We start from the raw sequence: 21054 nt of genomic DNA, 5'->3' as shown, positions 1-21054 counted from the left end.
CCCGTCATGATGGAAGAATCAACACCATGGGTGTCACCTTGCAGCGGCACGCTGATCAACTATTTGAACCGTTTTGCGGCCTTGCGATAGGCCCGCTCAAGCTCGTGTCAGACAGCTGTCGAGGCAACGTGATCCTACAGGCAGTCCGCAGTGCAGATGATTACCTGCCTAATCGCTCGGTCGAACGGGCAGGGCGGTGCTGGTGGCTTGCTGGCTTAAAAGAAAAACCCCGGCACAGAGGCCGGGGCTTGAAGCTTGAACGCGACAATCAATATGCGCGTTCAGGTCGTTACACGTCGAGGTTGGCCACCGCCAGGGCGTTGCTCTCGATGAAGTCACGACGCGGTTCCACCGCATCACCCATGAGGGTGTTGAAGATCTGGTCCGCGGCGATGGCGTCTTCGATGGTGACCTTGAGCATGCGACGAACGCTGGGGTCCATGGTGGTTTCCCACAGCTGCTCCGGGTTCATCTCACCCAACCCCTTGTAGCGCTGGATTGTGTGACGCTTGGTGCTTTCGGTCATCAGCCAGGCCAGGGCTTCCTTGAAGCTGACCACCGGTTTCTTGCGCTCGCCGCGCTGGACGAATGCACCTTCTTCCAAGAGGTTGTTGAGCTGGTCGCCCAGTTCGGTCACCTGGCGGTAGTCGTTGCTGGCGAAGAAATCGCGGTTGAAGGTGATGTAGTGGGACAGGCCGTGGGCGGTTTGCTCCACTTCCGGCAGCCACAGGTGGCGCTCCCGGTCCTCGCGCAGGCTCGCAGCGTAGGTCAGGCCGGACTTCTCCGCCGACTTCAGACGCGCCTGGAAGCCTTCCAGCCAGGACTGCATGGCGGCCTGATCGGAGAGCTGGTCAACGCTGACGCGAGGCAGGTAGATCATGTGCTCGGTCAGATCCTGCGGGTACAGGCGCGACAGGCGCTTCAGGGTGCGCATCACATTGCGGTAACCATTCACCAGACGCTCGAGCGCTTCGCCAGAGAGGCCAGGGGCATTCTCGTTGACGTGCAGGCTGGCCTCTTCAAGGGCCGACTGGGTCATGTACTCGTCCATGGCCTCGTCGTCCTTGATGTACTGCTCCTGCTTGCCCTTCTTCACCTTGTACAGCGGCGGCTGGGCAATGTAGACGTAACCACGCTCGATCAGCTCAGGCATCTGCCGGAAGAAGAAGGTCAGCAGCAAGGTACGGATGTGCGAACCGTCGACGTCGGCGTCGGTCATGATGATGATGTTGTGGTAACGCAGTTTCTCGATGTTGTATTCCTCGCGTCCGATACCGCAGCCCAGTGCGGTAATCAGGGTGCCGACTTCCTGGGAAGACAACATCTTGTCGAAACGGGCTTTCTCCACGTTGAGGATCTTGCCCTTGAGCGGGAGGATCGCCTGGGTCTTGCGGTTACGGCCCTGCTTGGCCGAACCACCCGCGGAATCACCCTCCACTATGTAGAGTTCGGAAAGGGCAGGGTCCTTCTCCTGGCAGTCCGCCAACTTGCCCGGCAGGCCGGCGATATCCAGGGCGCCCTTGCGGCGGGTCATCTCGCGCGCTTTGCGCGCAGCCTCGCGGGCGCGGGCGGCATCGATCATCTTGCCGACCACAGCCTTGGCTTCGTTGGGGTTCTCCAACAGGAAGTCGGCAAAGTACTTGCCCATTTCCTGTTCGACTGCAGTCTTGACTTCGGAGGAGACCAGCTTGTCCTTGGTCTGGGAGCTGAACTTGGGATCCGGCACCTTGACCGAGATGATCGCCGTGAGGCCTTCACGGGCGTCATCGCCGGTGGTGGCGATCTTGTACTTCTTCGCCAGGCCTTCCTGCTCGATGTAGTTGTTCAGGTGGCGGGTAAGGGCCGAGCGGAAACCCGCCAGGTGAGTCCCCCCGTCACGCTGGGGAATGTTGTTGGTGAAGCAGAGGATGTTCTCGTTGAAACTGTCGTTCCATTGCAGGGCAACTTCCACGCCCACGCCATCCTCTTCACGCTGGATGTTGAAATGGAACACCTCGTTGACGATGGTCTTGTTGGTGTTGAGGTACTCGACGAAGGCCTTGAGACCACCCTCGTACTTGAACATCTCTTCCTTGCCACTGCGCTCGTCGCGCAGGACGATGCCCACACCGGAGTTCAGGAAAGACAGTTCGCGCAGGCGCTTGGCCAGGATGTCCCAGCTGAAGTGGATATTGCTGAAGGTCTGGGCCGATGCCTTGAAGTGGACCTCGGTGCCGGTTCCTTCGGTTTCGCCAACCGGTCGCAGCGGGAACTGCGGGACACCATGGTGGTAGACCTGTTCCCAAACCTGGCCAGCGCGACGTATGGTCAGGCGCAGTTCTTCGGACAGCGCGTTAACCACCGACACACCGACACCGTGCAGACCGCCGGAAACCTTGTAGGTGTTGTCGTCGAACTTACCGCCGGCATGTAGCACGGTCATGATGACCTCGGCGGCGGAAACCCCTTCTTCCTTATGGATATCCACCGGAATGCCACGACCGTTGTCGCGCACGGTGATGGATTCATCGGTATGGATAGTGATGCTGATCTCAGTGCAGAAACCGGCAAGGGCTTCGTCGATCGAGTTGTCGACGACCTCGAACACCATGTGGTGCAGGCCGGTCCCATCATCGGTGTCGCCGATGTACATACCGGGGCGTTTGCGTACGGCATCCAGCCCTTTCAGCACCTTGATGCTGGAAGAGTCGTACGTTTTGGTCTCGCTCATGCTTCACTCCCGATGATCGTGGGGCTGATACAACCATGTTCCACGTGGAACACGGCAACCGGCGTATCCTTGCGCCAGCAGTCCCTCAGAAATTCATGGTCAACGCAGGTGATGAACACCTGGCAATCCAAATCTTCCAGCAACCGGCAAAGTGCCTGTCGATGCTGTTCGTCCAACTCTGACGGTAAGTCGTCAACTAGGTAGATGCACTGGCCGCGTTTCGCCTGGTTCACCAGATGACCCTGGGCGATCCGCAGCGCGCAGACCACCAGCTTCTGCTGCCCGCGAGAAAGTATGTCTGCGGCGTTGTGTGCACCTGAACGCAATCGCAGGTCGGCGCGTTGCGGTCCCGCCTGGGTGTGCCCGATCTGTCGATCACGGAACAGGGAAGTGGTAAGCACTTCGGACAGCTCCCGATCCTTGTCCCAGCCCCGGTAGTAACTGAGCGTCAGACTGTCGAGTTCCACCAAGTCGGCAAGTGTACGTTCGAAGACCGGTTTCAATGCCTGGATATAGGCCCTTCGATACTCGTCGATTTCACCGCTGGCCAGGCATAGTTCCCGGTCCCAGGCCGCCTGCGAAGCGGCGTCCAGTGTACCATGCCGGAGCCATGAGTTCCGCTGCCGCAGGGCCTTCTGCAGCCGTTGCCAGGCTGGCAGGAAACGAGGTTCCACGTGGAACACGCCCCAGTCTAGAAACTGCCGACGAATTTTCGGCGATCCTTCGAGCAAGCGAAAACTGTCCGGGTTGATCAACTGCAAGGGCAACGCCTCGGCCAGTTGTGCGGTGCTCTTGGCACTTTGCCCGTCGATACGAATCTGGAATTCCCCCTGGCGATCCCGCGATATCCCCAGATTGCACTGGCCACCCTCGGTAAGGCTGACCTGGCCGAAAACAATGCAGGCAGGCTGGTCGTACTGGATTACCGGCTGCAGCCGCGTACTGCGAAAGGAACGAGCGAGGCCGAGAAGGTGAATGGCTTCCAGCAGGCTGGTTTTACCGCTGCCGTTGTCGCCGTGGAGGATATTGATGCGGGGGGAGGGGGAGAGGGTCACCGGGTGCAGGTTACGCACACCGGTGACCGAGATACGGCTGAGGGACATTGAGTCGTTACAGACGCATCGGCATTACGACGTAGGAGGAATCGTCGTTGTCAGCTTCCTGCAGCAGTGCACTGCTGTTGGCGTCGGACAGGATCAGGCGAACCTGTTCGGTGGACATCACGCCCAACACGTCCAGCAGGTAGCTGACGTTGAAACCGATCTCCAGGTTGCTGCCGTTGTAATCCACGGCGACTTCTTCCTCGGCTTCTTCCTGCTCGGGGTTATTGGCCTGGATCTTCAGCAGACCGGACGCCAAGGTCAGGCGAATGCCGCGGTACTTCTCGTTGGACAGAATCGCGGTACGACTGAACGCCTCACGCAGGGCCTGACGGTCACCCAGCACCAGCTTGTCGCCGCCGCGGGGTAGCACTCGCTCGTAGTCCGGGAACTTGCCGTCGACAAGCTTGGAGGTGAAGGTGAATTCGCCGGTGGTTGCACGGATATGGTGCTGGCCAAGGACGATACGGACTTCACCATCCTGTTCGGTAAGCAGACGGGCCAGTTCCAGGATACCTTTGCGCGGCACGATCACCTGGTGGCGATCGAGGCCTTCGATGCCGGTATTCATCGCGCACATAGCCAGGCGGTGCCCATCAGTCGCCACCGCACGCAAGGTGCCGGCGTTCACTTCCAGCAGCATGCCGTTGAGGTAATAACGCACGTCCTGCTGGGCCATGGCGAAGCTGGTGCGCTCGATCAGACGGCGCAGCTTGCTCTGTACCAGGCTGAAGTTCAGCGAGCCGGGACCTTCTTCCACGGTCGGGAAATCGTTCGCCGGCAGGGTGGAAAGCGTGAAACGGCTACGGCCGGCCTTGATCAGCAACTTCTGCTCGTCGACACGGATATCGATCAGCGTGTCGCTGGGCAGGCTCTTGCAGATGTCCATCAGCTTGCGCGCAGGCACCGTGATCTCACCTGGCTCGGCCGGCTCTTCCAGTGCAACGCGCCCCACCAGCTCGACCTCGAGGTCAGTACCGGTCAACGACAGTTGCTGGCCTTCGACCACCAGCAGGACGTTGGAGAGGACCGGCAATGTCTGGCGGCGCTCGACGACGCCGGCGACCAGTTGCAGGGGTTTCAACAGGGCTTCGCGTTGAATTGTTAAATGCATGGTCTAGTCCCTTGCCTCTTGGGCTGCGGTCAGGTGGTCAGTGTACGCAGCAGATTCTTGTAATCCTCGCGGATATCCGCGTCGGATTCCCTTAATTGCGCAATCTTACGACAGGCGTGAAGCACGGTGGTGTGGTCTCGTCCACCGAAGGCATCGCCGATTTCCGGCAGGCTATGGTTGGTCAGTTCCTTGGACAACGCCATGGCGACCTGCCGCGGCCTGGCGACCGAGCGCGAACGGCGCTTGGACAGCATGTCGGACATCTTGATCTTGTAGTACTCGACTACGGTGCGCTGGATATTGTCGATGCTGACCAGCTTGTCCTGCAGGGCCAGGAGGTCCTTCAGCGACTCACGGATGAGCTCGATGGTGATATCGCGCCCCATGAAGTGGGCATGGGCGATCACACGCTTCAGTGCACCTTCCAGTTCACGTACGTTGGAGCGGATCCGCTGGGCAATGAAGAACGCGGCGTCGTGTGGCAGTTCGACCTTGGCCTGCTCCGCCTTCTTCATCAGGATCGCTACGCGGGTTTCCAGCTCCGGCGGCTCGACAGCCACCGTCAGGCCCCAGCCAAAGCGAGATTTCAGGCGCTCTTCGAGACCTTCGATCTCCTTCGGATAGCGGTCGCTGGTGAGGATCACCTGTTGACCACCTTCGAGCAGGGCATTGAAGGTGTGGAAAAACTCCTCCTGCGAACGCTCCTTGCGGGCGAAGAACTGAATATCGTCGATCAGCAGCGCATCCACCGAACGGTAGAAGCGCTTGAACTCGTTGATGGCGTTCAGCTGCAAGGCCTTGACCATGTCCGCCACGAAACGCTCGGAGTGCAGGTACACCACCTTGGCATTCGGATTCTTCTTCAGCAGATGGTTACCCACAGCGTGCATCAGGTGGGTCTTGCCGAGGCCGACGCCACCATAGAGGAACAGCGGGTTGTAACCGTGCTTGGGGTTGTCCGCTACCTGCCAGGCTGCAGCGCGCGCCAGCTGGTTGGACTTGCCCTCGACGAAGTTCTCGAAGGTGAAGGTTCGGTTCAGGTAGCTGGTGTGCTTCAGCGCCCCTTCCACCTGCACGGAGCGCTCGGTGCGAATGGCCGGCGCAGGCACCACGGACGCCAGCGGGTCGAGATTATCGCGGGCTTCGTCCACGGTCTCGATGCGCATCTGCGAGGGTGCGGGTGCCGGTGGGGGCGGCGGCGCCATTACCGGCGGCGGTGGCGGAGGTGCCTTCCGCGGAGCCGGGCTACGCTTGCTGCCTATTAATAAGGAAAGGGCAGGCGCCAGGCCGTTGCCCCGTTCGCCGAGCAACTCAAGAAGCCGGCCCATGTACTTCTCGTTGACCCAATCGAGTACGAAGCGGTTGGGCGCGTAGACCCTCAGTTCGTCTCCATCGGCTTCAACCTGCAATGGGCGGATCCAGGTGTTGAATTGCTGGGCAGGCAGCTCATCGCGCAAGAGCTCCACGCACTGCTGCCAAAGTTCCACTGACACGGATATCCCCCAAGTCGGAAAGGTGCCGGACGCAAAATACAGGAGGCCATTGTAGCGGTCGGCGATCGAGTTATCCACACGAAAAGCGGCGAATCGTTGAACAAAATCAAGATGTTATTCACCGCTCAGGACAACACCGTGCTTGGCATGAATCTTGTGGATAACAGGCCCTGAAGCCCCCCTTTCGCCCTGGGGAAAACCGTCTGGATATTCCGCCTGTGGGTAACTAGGCGATTCACCCCCAGCTTTCTCCCAGCCACCCCACAACCAGGTCACCTGTTGTGGACAGGCTTGTTAGCCCGGCGAACACCAGGCACCATGCACCCCAAGGCGAGTTTTCCACAGGCAGACCCCTGACCCAGTTTTAAAAAAAGCAACCAAGCTTTTTTAAAATTCCTTTCCTTCTATATTCTTTTGTCGGCGGTACTGGTTGGAAATTGACCTGCCCGCGCCGTTTCACTAGAATTGCCGGTCTCTTTAAACGGGGGCCACTTCCGGCCCGTAGTGACCACCAGGTAAAGCATCATGAAACGCACTTTCCAACCCAGCACCATCAAGCGCGCTCGCACCCACGGTTTCCGTGCCCGCATGGCTACCAAGAACGGCCGTCAAGTCCTGTCGCGTCGTCGCGCCAAGGGCCGCAAGCGCCTGACCGTCTGATCTATCCGGAACGGGTGGTGAGTCAGGGCTTCGGTCGGGAAAAGCGTCTGCTGGTTCCCCGACAATTCAAGGCAGTCTTCGACTCACCGACCGGGAAGGTTCCCGGCAAGCACGTCCTGCTCCTCGCGCGCGATAACGGTCTCGATCACCCCCGTCTCGGCCTGGTGATCGGCAAAAAGAGCGTCAAGCTCTCCGTCGAGCGCAATCGCCTCAAACGCCAGATACGCGAATCCTTCCGCCATAACCTCGAGTTGCTGGCCGGTTGGGACATCGTGATCGTGGCACGCAAAGGCATTGGCGACCTGGAGAACCCCGAGTTGAGACATCAGTTCGGCAAACTCTGGAAGCGCCTAGCGCGTAGCCGGGCTCGCCCTGAACCATCGACCGGATCAGGGGTGTCCGACAGTCCCCATGCGTAAACTGGCCCTCGCTCCGATCCAGTTCTACCGCTACGCCATCAGCCCACTGATGGCCAGTCACTGTCGTTTCTATCCCAGTTGTTCCTGCTACGCGCAGGAAGCCATCGAACAGCATGGCGTCCTGCGTGGTGGCTGGCTGACCCTGCGTCGGCTCGGCCGCTGTCATCCGTGGAATCCGGGCGGCTATGACCCGGTGCCACCCGCCAACACTTCCCAACCCTCTTCGATGGCCGAGTAATCATGGATATTCAACGCTCGATCCTGATCGTCGCCCTGGCAATCGTGTCCTATCTGATGGTTCTCCAGTGGAACCAGGACTACGGTCAAGCCGCCCTGCCGAGCGCAGGTACCAGCGCGAGCACCGCGCAAGCGACCCTGCCGGACAACACCGCAACCGCCAAGTCCAGCGACGACATTCCGAGCACCAGTGCAGAACGCACCGAGCCGGCAGTCGCACAGGCCGCGCCCAGCGCCGACCTGATCCGCGTTGAAACCGATGTGCTCAATCTGGCGATCGACCCGAACGGCGGCGACATCGTCCAGCTGACGCTGCCGAAGTACCCGCGCCGTCAAGACCACCCGGACGTTCCGTTCCAGCTGTTCGACAACGGTGGCGAGCGTCTCTACCAGGCCCAAAGCGGCCTGGTCGGCGCCAACGGCCCCGATGCTCGCGCCAATGGCCGCCCGCTCTACAGCGCCGCCCAGCGCAGCTTCAAGCTGGCCGACGGCCAGGAGCAGTTGGTGGTCGACCTGACCTTCAGCGAAGCTGGCGTCAACTACATCAAGCGTTTCACCCTGACCCGCGGCAAGTACGAGCTGCAGGTTTCGTACAAGGTCGACAACCAGAGCGCGCAGCCCTGGACCGGCAGCATGTACGCCCAGCTCAAGCGTGACGCCAGTGCCGACCCGTCTTCCACCACCGCCACCGGCGTGTCCACCTACCTGGGCGCCGCGGTCTGGACCCCGGACGAGCCGTACAAGAAGTTGTCCATCAAGGACATGGACAAGCAGCCCTTCAAGGAGACCGTGCAGGGCGGCTGGGTCGCCTGGCTGCAGCACTACTTCGTGACCGCCTGGGTTGCCCCCAAGGACCAGAACAACGCCATCCAGACCCGCAAGGACTCTCGCGGCAACTACATCGTCGGATTCGTAGGCCCGGCTCTGAACGTTCCGGCCGGCGCACAGGCTGAAACCTCGGCCACGCTCTACGCCGGTCCGAAGATCCAGGACCACCTGAAGGAACTCTCCCCGGGCCTGGAACTGACCGTCGACTACGGTTTCCTGTGGTTCATCGCCCAGCCGATTTTCTGGCTGCTGCAACATATCCACAGCCTGCTGGGCAACTGGGGCTGGTCGATCATCGTCCTGACCATCCTGATCAAGGGCGCGTTCTTCCCCTTGTCGGCCGCCAGCTACAAGTCCATGGCCCGCATGCGTGCCGTGTCGCCGAAACTGCAGGCGCTGAAAGAGCAGTACGGTGACGATCGCCAGAAGATGTCCCAGGCGATGATGGAGCTGTACAAGAAGGAGAAGATCAACCCGCTGGGCGGCTGCCTGCCGATCCTGGTGCAGATGCCGGTCTTCCTGGCGCTCTACTGGGTACTGCTGGAAAGCGTGGATATGCGCCAGGCCCCGTGGATGTTCTGGATCACCGACCTGTCGATCAAGGATCCGTTCTTCATCCTGCCGATCGTCATGGGCGCCACCATGTTCATCCAGCAGCAGCTGAACCCGACCCCGCCGGACCCCATGCAGGCCAAGGTGCTGAAGCTGATGCCGATCATCTTCACCTTCTTCTTCCTGTGGTTCCCGGCCGGCCTGGTCCTGTACTGGGTCGTCAACAACGTCCTGTCGATCGCCCAGCAGTGGTACATTACCCGGCAGATCGAGGCAGCCAGCAAGAAGGCAGCAGCCTGACAGCGACGCCAGACAGCTTGAACAAGACGCCCCCTCTGGGGGCGTCTTGCTATCTGCCATCCGCACATCCCAAGGTATCCACAGATGAATCCTGTACGTGACACCATCGCCGCCGTCGCCACCGCTCAGGGCCGTGGCGGAGTGGGCATCGTCCGCGTATCCGGGCCCCTCGCCGCGCGGATAGCCGAAGCCATTGGCGGCCGCGTTCCCAAGCCGCGCTTCGCCCATTTCGGCCCCTTCCTGGACGATTCCGGTCAGACCCTGGACGAAGGCATAGCCCTCTACTTCCCCGGTCCCAACTCCTTCACCGGCGAGGACGTCTTCGAGCTCCAGGGTCACGGCGGCCCGGTGGTCCTCGACCTGCTGCTGCGCCGCTGCATGGAGCTCGGCGCCCGCCAGGCCCGTCCCGGCGAATTCAGCGAGCGCGCCTTCCTCAACGACAAGCTCGACCTGGCCCAGGCCGAGGCCATTGCCGACCTCATCGAAGCCAGCTCGGAACAGGCAGCGCGCAATGCCCTGCGTTCACTGCAGGGCGAGTTCTCGAAGCGGGTCCATGCCCTCACCGAGAAACTGATCGAACTGCGCATCTACGTGGAGGCCGCCATCGATTTCCCGGAAGAGGAAATCGACTTTCTCGCCGATGGCCACGTGCTTGGCCTGCTGGATGGCGTACGGGAAAACTTATCCACAGTGATGCGCGAAGCCGGCCAGGGCGCGCTGCTGCGCGATGGCATGACGGTGGTGATCGCCGGCCGCCCCAATGCAGGCAAATCCAGCCTGCTGAATACCCTCGCAGGGCGCGAGGCGGCCATCGTCACGGATATAGCCGGCACCACCCGCGACGTACTGCGCGAACATATCCACATCGACGGCATGCCGCTGCACGTCGTGGATACCGCCGGCCTGCGCGATACCGATGACCATGTGGAAAAGATTGGCGTCGAACGTGCCCTCAAGGCCATTGGCGAGGCCGACCGGGTCCTGCTGGTGGTGGATGCCACCGCCCCCGAGGCCTCCGATCCCTTCGCGCTCTGGCCCGAATTCCTCGACCAGCGGCCCGACCCGGCGAAGGTCACGCTAATCCGCAACAAGGCCGATCTCAGTGGCGAATCCGTGGGCCTGGAAGTGAGCGATGACGGCCATGTCACCCTCAGCCTGTCCGCTCGATCCGGCGATGGCCTGGAACTGCTGCGCGAGCACCTGAAGGCCTGCATGGGTTATGAACAGACTGCGGAAAGCAGCTTCAGCGCCCGCCGCCGGCACCTGGAAGCCCTGCGCCAGGCCAGCGCCTTCCTCGATCACGGCCGTTCCCAACTCACCCTGGCCGGCGCCGGCGAACTGCTGGCCGAAGACCTGCGCCAGGCCCAGCAGGCCCTGGGCGAGATCACTGGCGCCTTCAGCTCCGACGACCTGCTCGGACGCATCTTCTCCAGCTTCTGCATCGGCAAGTAAGCAAGCCCCCTCACTTTATCCACAGAAAACGCGACTGCCTGCTTGCCGGGCGGTCCGTTCCTGCCTGTTCGCCCAGAAAATCCCCCCGCCTGAACCCTGTTGATAAGTTGCCTGTAACCCCGTCCATAAGCCTGGTGAAAAGCCCAGGGATAAATCTGCTGTGCATAACCGGCCTCGGCGTGCACAGCTTTCTGACGGCTTACACAGTGGCTACAGGCAGGAACATCACAGTCTTATCATTTCCTGAAAGGTGCGGAATAGAAGGCCAAAATGATGTTATCCACAGAAGAGTGCTTCCCCAATGTATAAACATAAAAACAGGCTTTTTTAAAAATTCTTCTCTTTTAATTTTCTTTTACCCACAGGGACTTTTCCCCAGCTGGATAACTCCACGGAAAAGCACCGGATTGGAGGTTGGCTATTTTTTGGCCAGATGACTTCATGAACGCAGAGAAAATCCCCTATACTGTGCGGCTTTCTCTATTTCCCAGACCTGAACAGGCACGAGGTGCGTGGTGGACTTCCCTTCCCGTTTTGACGTGATCGTGATCGGCGGCGGCCATGCCGGCACTGAGGCTGCCCTGGCAGCCGCACGCATGGGCGTGAAGACCCTGCTGCTGACCCATAATGTCGAAACCCTTGGCCAGATGAGCTGCAACCCGGCCATCGGCGGTATCGGCAAGAGCCACCTGGTCAAGGAAATCGATGCCCTGGGTGGAGCCATGGCCACCGCCACCGACCTCGGCGGCATCCAGTTCCGTGTCCTCAATAGCCGCAAAGGGCCGGCCGTGCGCGCCACCCGTGCCCAGGCCGACCGTGTTCTCTACAAGGCAGCGATTCGCGAAATCCTCGAGAACCAGCCGAACCTGTGGATATTCCAGCAAGCCTGTGATGACCTGATTGTGGAAAACGACCAGGTCAAGGGTGTGGTGACCCAGATGGGTCTGCGCTTCCATGCCGAGTCGGTGGTGCTCACTACCGGCACCTTCCTCGGCGGACTTATCCACATCGGATTGCAGAACTACTCCGGCGGCCGCGCCGGCGACCCGCCGTCCATTGCCCTGGCCAAGCGCCTGCGCGAACTGCCCCTGCGCGTCGGTCGTCTGAAAACCGGTACCCCGCCACGTATCGACGGTCGCTCCGTGGATTTCTCGGTGATGACCGAGCAGCCCGGCGACACCCCGATCCCGGTGATGTCGTTCCTCGGTTCCAAGGAACAGCACCCGCGCCAGGTGAGCTGCTGGATCACCCATACCAACGCGCGTACGCACGAGATCATCGCCAGCAACCTCGATCGCTCACCCATGTACTCGGGCGTGATCGAAGGCATCGGCCCGCGCTACTGCCCCTCGATCGAAGACAAGATCCACCGCTTCGCCGATAAGGAAAGCCACCAGGTGTTCCTCGAGCCGGAAGGCCTGACCACCCATGAGCTGTACCCCAACGGCATCTCCACCTCGCTGCCGTTCGATGTGCAGCTGGATATCGTCCGTTCCATCCGGGGCATGGAGAATGCCCACATCGTGCGTCCCGGCTATGCCATCGAATACGACTACTTCGATCCGCGCGACCTCAAGTACAGCCTGGAGACCAAGGTCATCGCCGGCCTGTTCTTCGCCGGCCAGATCAATGGCACCACCGGTTACGAAGAGGCCGGTGCCCAGGGCCTGCTGGCCGGCGCCAACGCCGCGCTGCGCGCCCAGGGCAAGGAAGCCTGGTGCCCGCGCCGCGACGAAGCCTACATCGGTGTCCTGGTGGATGACCTGATCACCCTGGGTACCCAGGAGCCCTACCGCATGTTCACCTCGCGCGCCGAGTACCGGCTGATCCTGCGTGAGGACAACGCCGACCTGCGCCTCACCGAGAAGGGCCGCGAACTCGGCCTGGTGGACGACAAGCGCTGGGCGGCTTTCGAGGCCAAGCGCGAGGGCATCGCCCGCGAGGAACAACGCCTGAAGGGCACCTGGGTTCGCCCGGGCACGCCGGAAGGCGACGCCATCGCCCAACGCTTCGGGACCCCGCTGGCCCATGAGTACAACCTGCTCAACCTGTTGAGCCGCCCGGAGATCGATTACGCCGGCCTGGTCGAAGTGACCGGTGGCGGCGCTGATGACCCGCAAGTGGCCGAACAGGTGGAAATCAAGACCAAGTACGCCGGCTACATCGATCGCCAACAGGACGAGATCGCCCGACTGCGTGCCAGCGAGGACATCCGCCTTCCCGCGGACCTGGACTACGCCGGCATTTCCGGGCTGTCCAAGGAGATCCAGCACAAGCTCGGCAACGCCCGTCCGGAAACCCTCGGCCAGGCCTCGCGCATCCCTGGCGTGACACCGGCCGCAATTTCCCTGCTGCTGATCCACCTGAAGAAACGTGGCGCTGGCCAATCCCTGGAGAAACGCGCCTGATGTCCCTGGTTACCCAACGCCACGCCGACGAACTGTCCCGTGGCGCGCAACAACTCGCTGTCGAGCTCACACCCGAACAGCAGCAACGACTGCTCGCCTACCTGGCCCTGCTGATCAAGTGGAACAAGGCCTACAACCTGACCGCCGTACGCGACCCCGACGAAATGGTCTCGCGCCATCTGCTCGACAGCCTCAGCGTCGTCGCTCATGTGGCGGCGCTTGGGGATAACTGGCTGGACGTCGGCAGCGGTGGCGGTATGCCCGGCATCCCGCTGGCCATCCTGTTCCCCGAGCGGCGTTTCACCCTGCTCGATTCCAATGGCAAGAAGACTCGCTTCCTCACCCAGGTGAAGCTGGAGCTGAAACTCGCCAATCTCGAAGTTGTCCACAGCCGGGTCGAAGCCTTCGCGCCGGAGCGCCCGTTCAGCGGCATCGTCTCCCGCGCCTTCAGTTCGCTGGAGGACTTCAGCAACTGGACTCGCCACCTCGGCGATGGCGAGACACGCTGGCTGGCGATGAAGGGCCTGCACCCGGATGACGAGTTGCAGGCACTGCCGGACGACTTCCGCGTCGAGTCCGCGCATCAGCTGGAGGTTCCCGGTTGCCAAGGTCAGCGCCATCTGCTGATACTGCGCCGCACGCTATGAGGGGGAAGGCAGCCATGGCCAAGGTATTCGCAATCGCCAATCAGAAAGGCGGGGTCGGCAAGACCACCACCTGTGTCAACCTGGCGGCCTCTCTGGTCGCCACCAAGCGGCGCGTGCTGCTGATCGATCTCGACCCTCAGGGCAATGCCACCATGGGGAGCGGCGTCGACAAGCTCGCGCTGGAACATTCCATCTATGACGTCCTGACCGGCGAATGCGACCTGGCGACCGCCATGCAGTTCTCCGAGCACGGCGGCTACCAGCTGCTGCCGGCCAACCGCGACCTCACCGCGGCGGAAGTGGCCCTGCTCAACGTGCCGAACAAGGAGCATCGCCTGCGCGAGGCCTTGGCGCCCGTTCGCGAGAACTACGACTACATCCTCATCGACTGCCCGCCGTCGCTGTCCATGCTGACGATCAACGCCCTGTCCGCGTCCGACGGCGTGATCATCCCCATGCAGTGCGAGTACTACGCGCTCGAAGGTCTGTCGGACCTGGTCAACAGCATCCAGCGTATCGGCCAGTTGCTGAACCCCAACCTGAAGATCGAAGGCCTGCTGCGGACCATGTACGACCCGCGCATCAGCCTGACCAATGAAGTGTCTGCGCAGCTGAAGGCGCACTTCGGTGACAAGCTCTACGATTCCGTGATCCCGCGTAACGTGCGCCTGGCCGAAGCGCCTAGCTACGGCATGCCTGCCCTGGTCTACGACAAGCAATCCCGTGGCGCCGTCGCCTACCTGGCGCTGGCCGGCGAACTGGTCCGTCGCCAGCGCGCCAAAGCCAAAACCGCTACCGCATAAGGAATCCTCATGGCCGCGAAGAAACGAGGTCTGGGCCGTGGCTTGGACGCCCTGCTGGGCGGCAGTACCGTTGCCACCCTTGAAGAAGAAGCCGTCAAGGTCGACACCCGCGAGCTTCAACACCTTCCCCTGGAGCTGATCCAGCGCGGCAAGTACCAGCCCCGCCGGGACATGGACCCCACCGCCCTCGAGGAGCTGGCTCAGTCGATCAAGGCCCAGGGCGTGATGCAGCCGATCGTGGTGCGCCCGATCGGCACCGGCCGCTACGAGATCATTGCCGGCGAGCGTCGCTGGCGTGCCAGCCAGCAGGCCGGTCTGGACAAGATCCCGGCCATGGTTCGCGAGGTTCCCGACGAAGCCGCCATCGCCATGGCGCTGATCGAGAACATCCAGCGCGAGGACCTCAACCCCATCGAGGAAGCCATCGCCCTGCAGCGCCTGCAGCAGGAATTCCAGCTCACTCAGCAGCAGGTGGCCGAAGCCGTTGGCAAGTCGCGGGTCACCATCACCAACCTGCTGCGCCTCATCGCTCTGCCGGAAGAGATCAAGACCCTGCTGTCCCATGGCGATCTGGAGATGGGCCACGCCCGTGCCCTGCTCGGCCTGCCCCTGGAGCGGCAGGTGGAAGGGGCGCGACATGTTGTCGCACGCGGCCTCACCGTGCGCCAAACCGAGGCACTGGTCCGGCACTGGCTGAATGCCAAGGAAAAACCTGTCCAGTCAGCCAAATCCGACCCGGATATCAGCCGCCTCGAACAGCGTCTGGCCGAGCGCCTAGGCGCTCCGGTGCAGATCAAGCATGGCCAGAAAGGCAAAGGTCAGCTGGTGATCCGCTACAACTCCCTCGACGAACTACAGGGCGTCCTGGCCCACATTCGCTGAAACAACGGGCGCTGTAGCAGCGGTCGGATTTCACTACCGGGCAGTTGAACAGGGGGGGCTCCCCCCCTATACTCCGCACGCAATTTTGTCGGCACAAACTATGCCAAGTCGTTGATTCCAGCGGCCGACCCAGAGGAACAGCTGCGATGGATACCCGCACGCCAAACCGCCTGCCTTTCCATCGAATGCCGGTCTTCCCGGTTCTGCTGGCTCAACTGGTCGTCCTGCTGCTCGCCGCGATCGTTCTGTGGCAGTGGCGTGGCGCGGTGGCTGGATACTCCGGCTTGTGCGGTGGCCTGATCGCCTGGTTGCCGAACCTGTATTTCGCCCGCAAGGCGTTCCGTTACAGCGGAGCCCGTGCAGCCCAGGCGATAGTCCGCTCTTTCTATGCGGGCGAGATGGGCAAGCTGATTCTGACGGCGGTGCTGTTCGCACTGACGTTCGCAGGTGTGAAACCCCTGGATGCGCCGGCGGTATTCGGCGTCTTCCTGCTGACCCAGTCGGTCAACTGGTTCGCGCCCCTGCTGATGAGAACAAGATTTTCGAAACCTTAGGGCGTTTGAGGCAAACATGGCAGAGCAAACCGCTTCGGGCTATATCCAGCACCACCTGCAGAACCTGACCTTCGGTCGTCTGCCCACCGGCGAGTGGGGTTTTGCCCACAGCGCCGAGCAAGCCAAGGAAATGGGCTTCTGGGCCTTCCATCTGGACACCCTGGGCTGGTCCATCGGCCTGGGCCTGCTGTTCGTCCTGCTGTTCCGCGCGGCGGCCAAGAAGGCCACTTCCGGCATTCCCGGCGGCCTGCAGAACCTCGTCGAAGTCATGGTCGACTTCGTCGACAGCAACGTCAAAGACACCTTCCACGGTCGCAACCCGCTGATCGCCCCCCTGGCGCTGACGATCTTCGTCTGGATCTTCCTGATGAACGCCATCGACCTGGTGCCGGTGGACTGGATCCCGCTGCTGGCCGCCACGATCACCGGTAACGAGCACCTGGCCTTCCGCGCCGTTCCGACCACCGACCCGAATGCCACCCTCGGCATGGCCTTCTCGGTGTTCGGCCTGATCATCTTCTACAGCATCAAGGTCAAGGGCATCGGCGGCTTCCTCGGCGAACTGACCCTGCACCCCTTCAGCAGCAAGAACATGCTGGTTCAGATCATCCTGATCCCGGTGAACTTCCTGCTCGAATTCGTCACCCTGGTGGCCAAGCCGATCTCCCTGGCCCTGCGTCTGTTCGGCAACATGTACGCCGGCGAGCTGGTGTTCATCCTGATCGCCGTGATGTTCGGCGCCGGCATCCTGCTGCTGAGTGGCCTGGGTATCGCACTGCAGTGGGCGTGGGCTGTGTTCCACATCCTGATCATCACCCTGCAGGCCTTCATCTTCATGATGCTGACCATCGTCTACCTGTCGATGGCGCATGAGGACAACCATTAATAACGCGCAGCGCACCCGATGACCTTCTCCCTAGGGCGAAGGTGCCCGAAGGGCGGAAGAGGGTGCGCATCGAGTGATTGATGGTCTCGCGTCAAGCGCGGGAACGCCCGCAAGGGCAGTGGGAACAAAACGATTTCGCTTTACCGCTTCACTTAAACCTAAACCAACACGACATAAAGTCGGGAGGAAAAATGGAAACTGTAGTAGGTCTTACCGCGATCGCCGTAGCTCTGCTGATTGGTCTGGGTGCCCTGGGTACCGCCATCGGCTTCGGTCTGCTGGGTGGCAAGTTCCTGGAAGGCGCTGCTCGTCAGCCGGAAATGGTTCCGATGCTGCAAGTCAAGATGTTCATCGTGGCCGGTCTGCTCGACGCCGTAACCATGATCGGCGTTGGTATCGCCCTGTTCTTCACCTTCGCTAACCCGTTCATTGCTCAGGTAGCCCAGTAATCCTCGATTCCCGAGGATTGGACTGACAACGAACGAGCGAGGTGTTGGCGTGAACATTAATGCAACCCTGATCGGCCAGTCCGTTGCTTTCTTCATCTTCGTACTGTTCTGCATGAAGTTCGTGTGGCCACCGGTCATCACTGCTCTGCGTGAACGTCAGAAGAAGATTGCTGATGGTCTGGACGCTGCCAACCGTGCGGCTCGTGACCTGGAGCTGGCCCATGAGAAAGTGGGCCAGCAACTGCGCGAAGCCAAGGCTCAGGCAGCTGAAATCATCGAGCAAGCCAAGAAGCGCGCTAACCAGATCGTCGACGAAGCTCGCGATCAGGCACGTGCGGAAGGCGAGCGCCTGAAGGCGCAGGCTCAGGCCGAGATCGAACAGGAACTGAACAGCGTCAAAGACGCGCTGCGCGCCCAGCTGGGTAGCCTGGCCGTCAATGGTGCCGAGAAGATCCTGGGTGCCACTATCGATCAAAACGCGCACGCGGAGCTGGTTAACAAACTGGCAGCCGAAATTTAAGCGAGGGCGATCATGGCAGAACTGACCACGCTGGCCCGACCTTACGCCAAGGCTGCTTTCGAGTACGCCCAGGCCCATCAGCAGCTGGCCGCCTGGTCGGCCATGCTAGGCCTGGCCGCTGAGGTGTCGCAGGACGACGCCATGCAGAGCGTGCTGAAAGCCCCGCGTCTGACGAGCGCAGAGAAAGCCAACTCCTTCATTGAAGTGGTTGGCGACAAGCTCGACGCCCAGGCACGGAATTTCGTCCACGTCCTTTCCGAGAACGGCCGCCTCGTGCTGCTGCCGGAAATTGCCGAACAGTTCGAGCTGTACAAGGCCGAACAGGAAAAATCGGTGGACGTGGAAGTCACCAGTGCCTTCGCATTGAGCGATGAACAGCAAGACAAACTCGCCAAGGTTCTCAGCGCACGGCTCAGCCGGGAAGTGCGTCTGCACGCCGTGGAAGACTCCAGCCTCATTGGCGGTGTCGTAATCCGCGCCGGCGACCTGGTTATCGATGGCTCGGTTCGCGGCAAGATCGCGAAACTGGCCGAAGCGTTGAAATCTTGAGTTTGAAGGGGCAGCAGAGCAATGCAGCAACTCAATCCTTCCGAAATTAGTGAAATCATCAAGGGACGTATCGAGAAACTCGACGTCTCTTCCCAAGCCCGCAACGAAGGCACCATCGTCTCCGTTTCCGACGGCATCGTGCGCATCTACGGTCTGGCCGACGTGATGTACGGTGAAATGATCGAGTTCCCGGGCGGCGTCTACGGTATGGCGCTGAACCTGGAGCAAGACTCCGTTGGTGCCGTGATCCTGGGCAAGTACGTTGGCCTCGCCGAAGGCATGAGCGCCAAGTGCACCGGCCGCATCCTGGAAGTCCCGGTTGGTCCGGAACTGCTGGGCCGCGTCGTTGACGCCCTGGGCAACCCGATCGACGGTAAAGGTCCGATCAACGCTGCTGCCACCGACGCGGTGGAAAAAGTAGCGCCTGGCGTGATCTGGCGTAAGTCGGTAGACCAGCCGGTACAGACCGGTTACAAGGCCGTTGACGCCATGATCCCGATCGGCCGTGGCCAGCGCGAGCTGATCATCGGCGACCGTCAGATCGGCAAGACCGCCCTGGCTGTCGACGCCATCATCAACCAGAAAGACAGCGGCATCCGCTGCGTCTACGTGGCCATCGGTCAGAAGCAATCGACCATCGCCAACGTGGTTCGCAAGCTGGAAGAAAACGGCGCCCTGGCCAACACCATCATCGTGGCCGCCAGTGCTTCCGAGTCCCCTGCGCTGCAGTACATCGCTCCGTACGCGGGCTGCACCATGGGCGAATACTTCCGCGACCGCGGCGAAGACGCCCTGATCATCTATGATGACCTGTCCAAGCAAGCCGTAGCCTACCGCCAGATCTCCCTGCTGCTGCGCCGCCCGCCGGGCCGCGAAGCCTACCCGGGCGACGTGTTCTATCTCCACAGCCGTCTGCTGGAGCGCGCTTCCCGCGTTTCCGAAGAGTACGTCGAGAAGTTCACCAACGGCGCCGTGAAAGGCAAGACCGGTTCCCTGACCGCCCTGCCGATCATCGAAACCCAGGCTGGTGACGTTTCCGCGTTCGTTCCGACCAACGTGATCTCCATCACCGACGGTCAGATCTTCCTGGAATCCTCCCTGTTCAACTCCGGTATCCGTCCGGCGGTCAACGCCGGTATCTCGGTATCCCGTGTTGGTGGCGCGGCCCAGACCAAGATCATCAAGAAGCTGTCCGGTGGTATTCGTACCGCCCTGGCCCAGTACCGTGAACTGGCTGCGTTCGCGCAGTTCGCTTCCGACCTGGACGAGGCTACCCGCAAGCAGCTGGAACACGGTCAGCGCGTTACCGAGCTGATGAAGCAGAAGCAGTATGCGCCCATGTCCATCGCCGATATGTCGCTGAGCCTGTATGCCGCCGAGCGTGGCTTCCTGCAGGACATCGAGCTGGCCAAGATCGGCGCCTTCGAGCAGGCCCTGATTGCTTACTTCAATCGTGATCACGCCGCCCTGATGGCGAAGATCAACGAGAAGGGTGACTTCAACGACGAAATCGACGCCGGCATCAAGGCTGGTATCGAGAAGTTCAAGGCCACCCAAACCTGGTAAGCCGCAGCGGGGGGTCGCAAGACCCCCCGCCTGCTAACCCGATAGGTGTTACATGGCAGGCGCAAAAGAGATTCGCAGCAAGATTGCGAGCATCAAAAGCACGCAAAAGATCACCAGCGCCATGGAAAAGGTGGCGGTCAGCAAGATGCGCAGGGCTCAACTGCGCATGGCTGCCAGCCGCCCCTACGCGGAGCGCATCCGCCAGGTGATCGGTCATTTGGCCAACGCGAACCCGGAATACCGCCATCCCTTCATGATCGACCGCGAAGTCAAGCGCGTCGGTTACGTGGTGGTGAGTACCGACCGTGGTCTGTGCGGCGGCTTGAACATCAACCTGTTCAAGACCCTGGTCAAAGAGATGGCGGGTTACCGCCAGGATGGCGTGGAGATCGACCTCTGCGTGATTGGTGGCAAGGGTGCGGGCTTCTTCCGCAACTACGGCGGTAACGTCGTTGCAGCCATCAGCCACCTCGGCGAGGAACCCTCGATCAACGACCTGATCGGCAGCGTCAAGGTCATGCTCGATGCATACCTGGATGGCCGTATCGATCGTCTGTTCGTGGTCTCCAACAAGTTCGTCAACACCATGACGCAGAAGCCGACCGTGGACCAACTGGTTCCGCTGGTGGCCGACCCGGATCAAGAGTTGAAGCATCACTGGGACTACCTCTACGAACCCGACGCCAAGGAGATCCTCGAGGGTCTGCTGGTGCGCTACGTGGAATCCCAGGTGTATCAGGCCGTGGTTGAGAACAACGCCTGCGAGCAGGCGGCACGGATGATCGCGATGAAGAACGCCACCGACAACGCCGGTGATCTGATCAGCAGCCTCCAGCTGATCTACAACAAGGCGCGTCAGGCAGCGATCACTCAAGAGATTTCGGAAATCGTCGGCGGCGCTGCCGCGGTTTAAGACCGGTTCATA

Annotated in this window: 20 protein-coding genes; 16 read left to right on the top strand and 4 right to left on the bottom strand. The window is 61.2% G+C overall.

Going from position 1 to position 21054, the window contains the following annotated elements; translation table 11 throughout:
* Positions 1-289 precede the first annotated feature (289 nt).
* The 4 genes from gyrB to dnaA are packed head-to-tail and all read right to left on the bottom strand — an operon-like array spanning position 290 to position 6417.
* Positions 290-2710, bottom strand: coding sequence for a DNA topoisomerase (ATP-hydrolyzing) subunit B (gene gyrB, locus ACFW0H_RS17535; protein WP_422915139.1), 2421 nt, complete (start codon positions 2708-2710; stop codon positions 290-292).
* Positions 2707-3813, bottom strand: coding sequence for a DNA replication/repair protein RecF (gene recF / locus ACFW0H_RS17530; protein WP_422915138.1), 1107 nt, complete (start codon positions 3811-3813; stop codon positions 2707-2709). Before recF ends, gyrB begins: the two co-directional genes overlap by 4 nt.
* A gap of 7 nt (positions 3814-3820) precedes the next feature.
* Positions 3821-4924, bottom strand: a complete 1104-nt coding sequence (dnaN, locus tag ACFW0H_RS17525; protein ID WP_422915137.1) for a DNA polymerase III subunit beta — start codon at positions 4922-4924, stop codon at positions 3821-3823.
* Positions 4925-4953: 29 nt separating this feature from the next.
* A complete protein-coding gene (dnaA, locus tag ACFW0H_RS17520; RefSeq protein WP_422915136.1) occupies positions 4954-6417 on the bottom strand; it encodes a chromosomal replication initiator protein DnaA in 1464 nt (487 codons plus the stop codon).
* Positions 6418-6942: 525 nt separating this feature from the next.
* Between dnaA and rpmH the strand changes: the two genes are divergently transcribed.
* The 16 genes from rpmH (at position 6943) to atpG (ending at position 21042) form a co-directional block, all read left to right on the top strand.
* Positions 6943-7077, top strand: a complete 135-nt coding sequence (gene rpmH / locus ACFW0H_RS17515; RefSeq protein ID WP_003290924.1) for a 50S ribosomal protein L34 — start codon at positions 6943-6945, stop codon at positions 7075-7077.
* Between the two features lie 14 nt (positions 7078-7091).
* Positions 7092-7496 carry a ribonuclease P protein component gene (gene rnpA, locus ACFW0H_RS17510; protein WP_151138613.1) on the top strand — a complete coding sequence of 135 codons (405 nt, stop codon included), beginning with the start codon at positions 7092-7094 and terminating at the stop codon, positions 7494-7496.
* A complete protein-coding gene (gene yidD, locus ACFW0H_RS17505; protein WP_377691321.1) occupies positions 7489-7734 on the top strand; it encodes a membrane protein insertion efficiency factor YidD in 246 nt (81 codons plus the stop codon). Before rnpA ends, yidD begins: the two co-directional genes overlap by 8 nt.
* Before the next feature lie 2 nt (positions 7735-7736).
* Positions 7737-9413: a membrane protein insertase YidC gene (gene yidC / locus ACFW0H_RS17500; protein WP_422915135.1), complete on the top strand. Its 1677-nt coding sequence runs from the start codon at positions 7737-7739 to the stop codon at positions 9411-9413.
* Positions 9414-9497: 84 nt separating this feature from the next.
* On the top strand, positions 9498-10865 hold the full coding sequence (gene mnmE, locus ACFW0H_RS17495; RefSeq protein WP_422915134.1) for a tRNA uridine-5-carboxymethylaminomethyl(34) synthesis GTPase MnmE: 1368 nt from the start codon (positions 9498-9500) through the stop codon (positions 10863-10865).
* 515 nt (positions 10866-11380) lie between these two features.
* The gene (gene mnmG / locus ACFW0H_RS17490; protein ID WP_422915133.1) at positions 11381-13273 is read left to right on the top strand and encodes a tRNA uridine-5-carboxymethylaminomethyl(34) synthesis enzyme MnmG; all 1893 of its coding nucleotides are present in this window, start codon (positions 11381-11383) and stop codon (positions 13271-13273) included.
* On the top strand, positions 13273-13920 hold the full coding sequence (gene rsmG / locus ACFW0H_RS17485; protein WP_422915132.1) for a 16S rRNA (guanine(527)-N(7))-methyltransferase RsmG: 648 nt from the start codon (positions 13273-13275) through the stop codon (positions 13918-13920). The genes mnmG and rsmG overlap by 1 nt, the downstream gene beginning before the upstream one ends.
* A 14-nt stretch (positions 13921-13934) precedes the next feature.
* A complete protein-coding gene (locus ACFW0H_RS17480; protein WP_422915131.1) occupies positions 13935-14723 on the top strand; it encodes a ParA family protein in 789 nt (262 codons plus the stop codon).
* Positions 14724-14732: 9 nt separating this feature from the next.
* Entirely contained in the window at positions 14733-15605 is an 873-nt protein-coding gene (locus ACFW0H_RS17475) for a ParB/RepB/Spo0J family partition protein (RefSeq protein WP_422915130.1), read from the top strand.
* Between the two features lie 146 nt (positions 15606-15751).
* Positions 15752-16159, top strand: a complete 408-nt coding sequence (locus ACFW0H_RS17470; RefSeq protein WP_422915129.1) for a F0F1 ATP synthase subunit I — start codon at positions 15752-15754, stop codon at positions 16157-16159.
* 16 nt (positions 16160-16175) lie between these two features.
* On the top strand, positions 16176-17045 hold the full coding sequence (atpB, locus tag ACFW0H_RS17465) for a F0F1 ATP synthase subunit A (RefSeq protein WP_422915128.1): 870 nt from the start codon (positions 16176-16178) through the stop codon (positions 17043-17045).
* Positions 17046-17236: 191 nt separating this feature from the next.
* Positions 17237-17494 (top strand): F0F1 ATP synthase subunit C, encoded by a 258-nt coding sequence (atpE, locus tag ACFW0H_RS17460; protein ID WP_003457994.1) that lies wholly within the window; start codon positions 17237-17239, stop codon positions 17492-17494.
* A 49-nt stretch (positions 17495-17543) separates the two neighbouring features.
* Positions 17544-18014, top strand: a complete 471-nt coding sequence (locus ACFW0H_RS17455; RefSeq protein ID WP_422915127.1) for a F0F1 ATP synthase subunit B — start codon at positions 17544-17546, stop codon at positions 18012-18014.
* A gap of 12 nt (positions 18015-18026) precedes the next feature.
* A complete protein-coding gene (locus ACFW0H_RS17450) occupies positions 18027-18563 on the top strand; it encodes a F0F1 ATP synthase subunit delta (RefSeq protein WP_422915126.1) in 537 nt (178 codons plus the stop codon).
* Between the two features lie 21 nt (positions 18564-18584).
* On the top strand, positions 18585-20129 hold the full coding sequence (gene atpA / locus ACFW0H_RS17445) for a F0F1 ATP synthase subunit alpha (RefSeq protein WP_422915125.1): 1545 nt from the start codon (positions 18585-18587) through the stop codon (positions 20127-20129).
* Positions 20130-20181: 52 nt separating this feature from the next.
* Entirely contained in the window at positions 20182-21042 is an 861-nt protein-coding gene (gene atpG / locus ACFW0H_RS17440) for a F0F1 ATP synthase subunit gamma (protein WP_422915124.1), read from the top strand.
* Positions 21043-21054 lie beyond the last annotated feature (12 nt).

It is taken from the genome of Metapseudomonas cellulosilytica (assembly GCF_049334135.1).
Classification (GTDB): domain Bacteria; phylum Pseudomonadota; class Gammaproteobacteria; order Pseudomonadales; family Pseudomonadaceae; genus Metapseudomonas.
The sequence above is the reverse complement of the archived record's forward strand: the minus strand, read 5'-3'. Positions and strand labels throughout refer to the sequence as shown.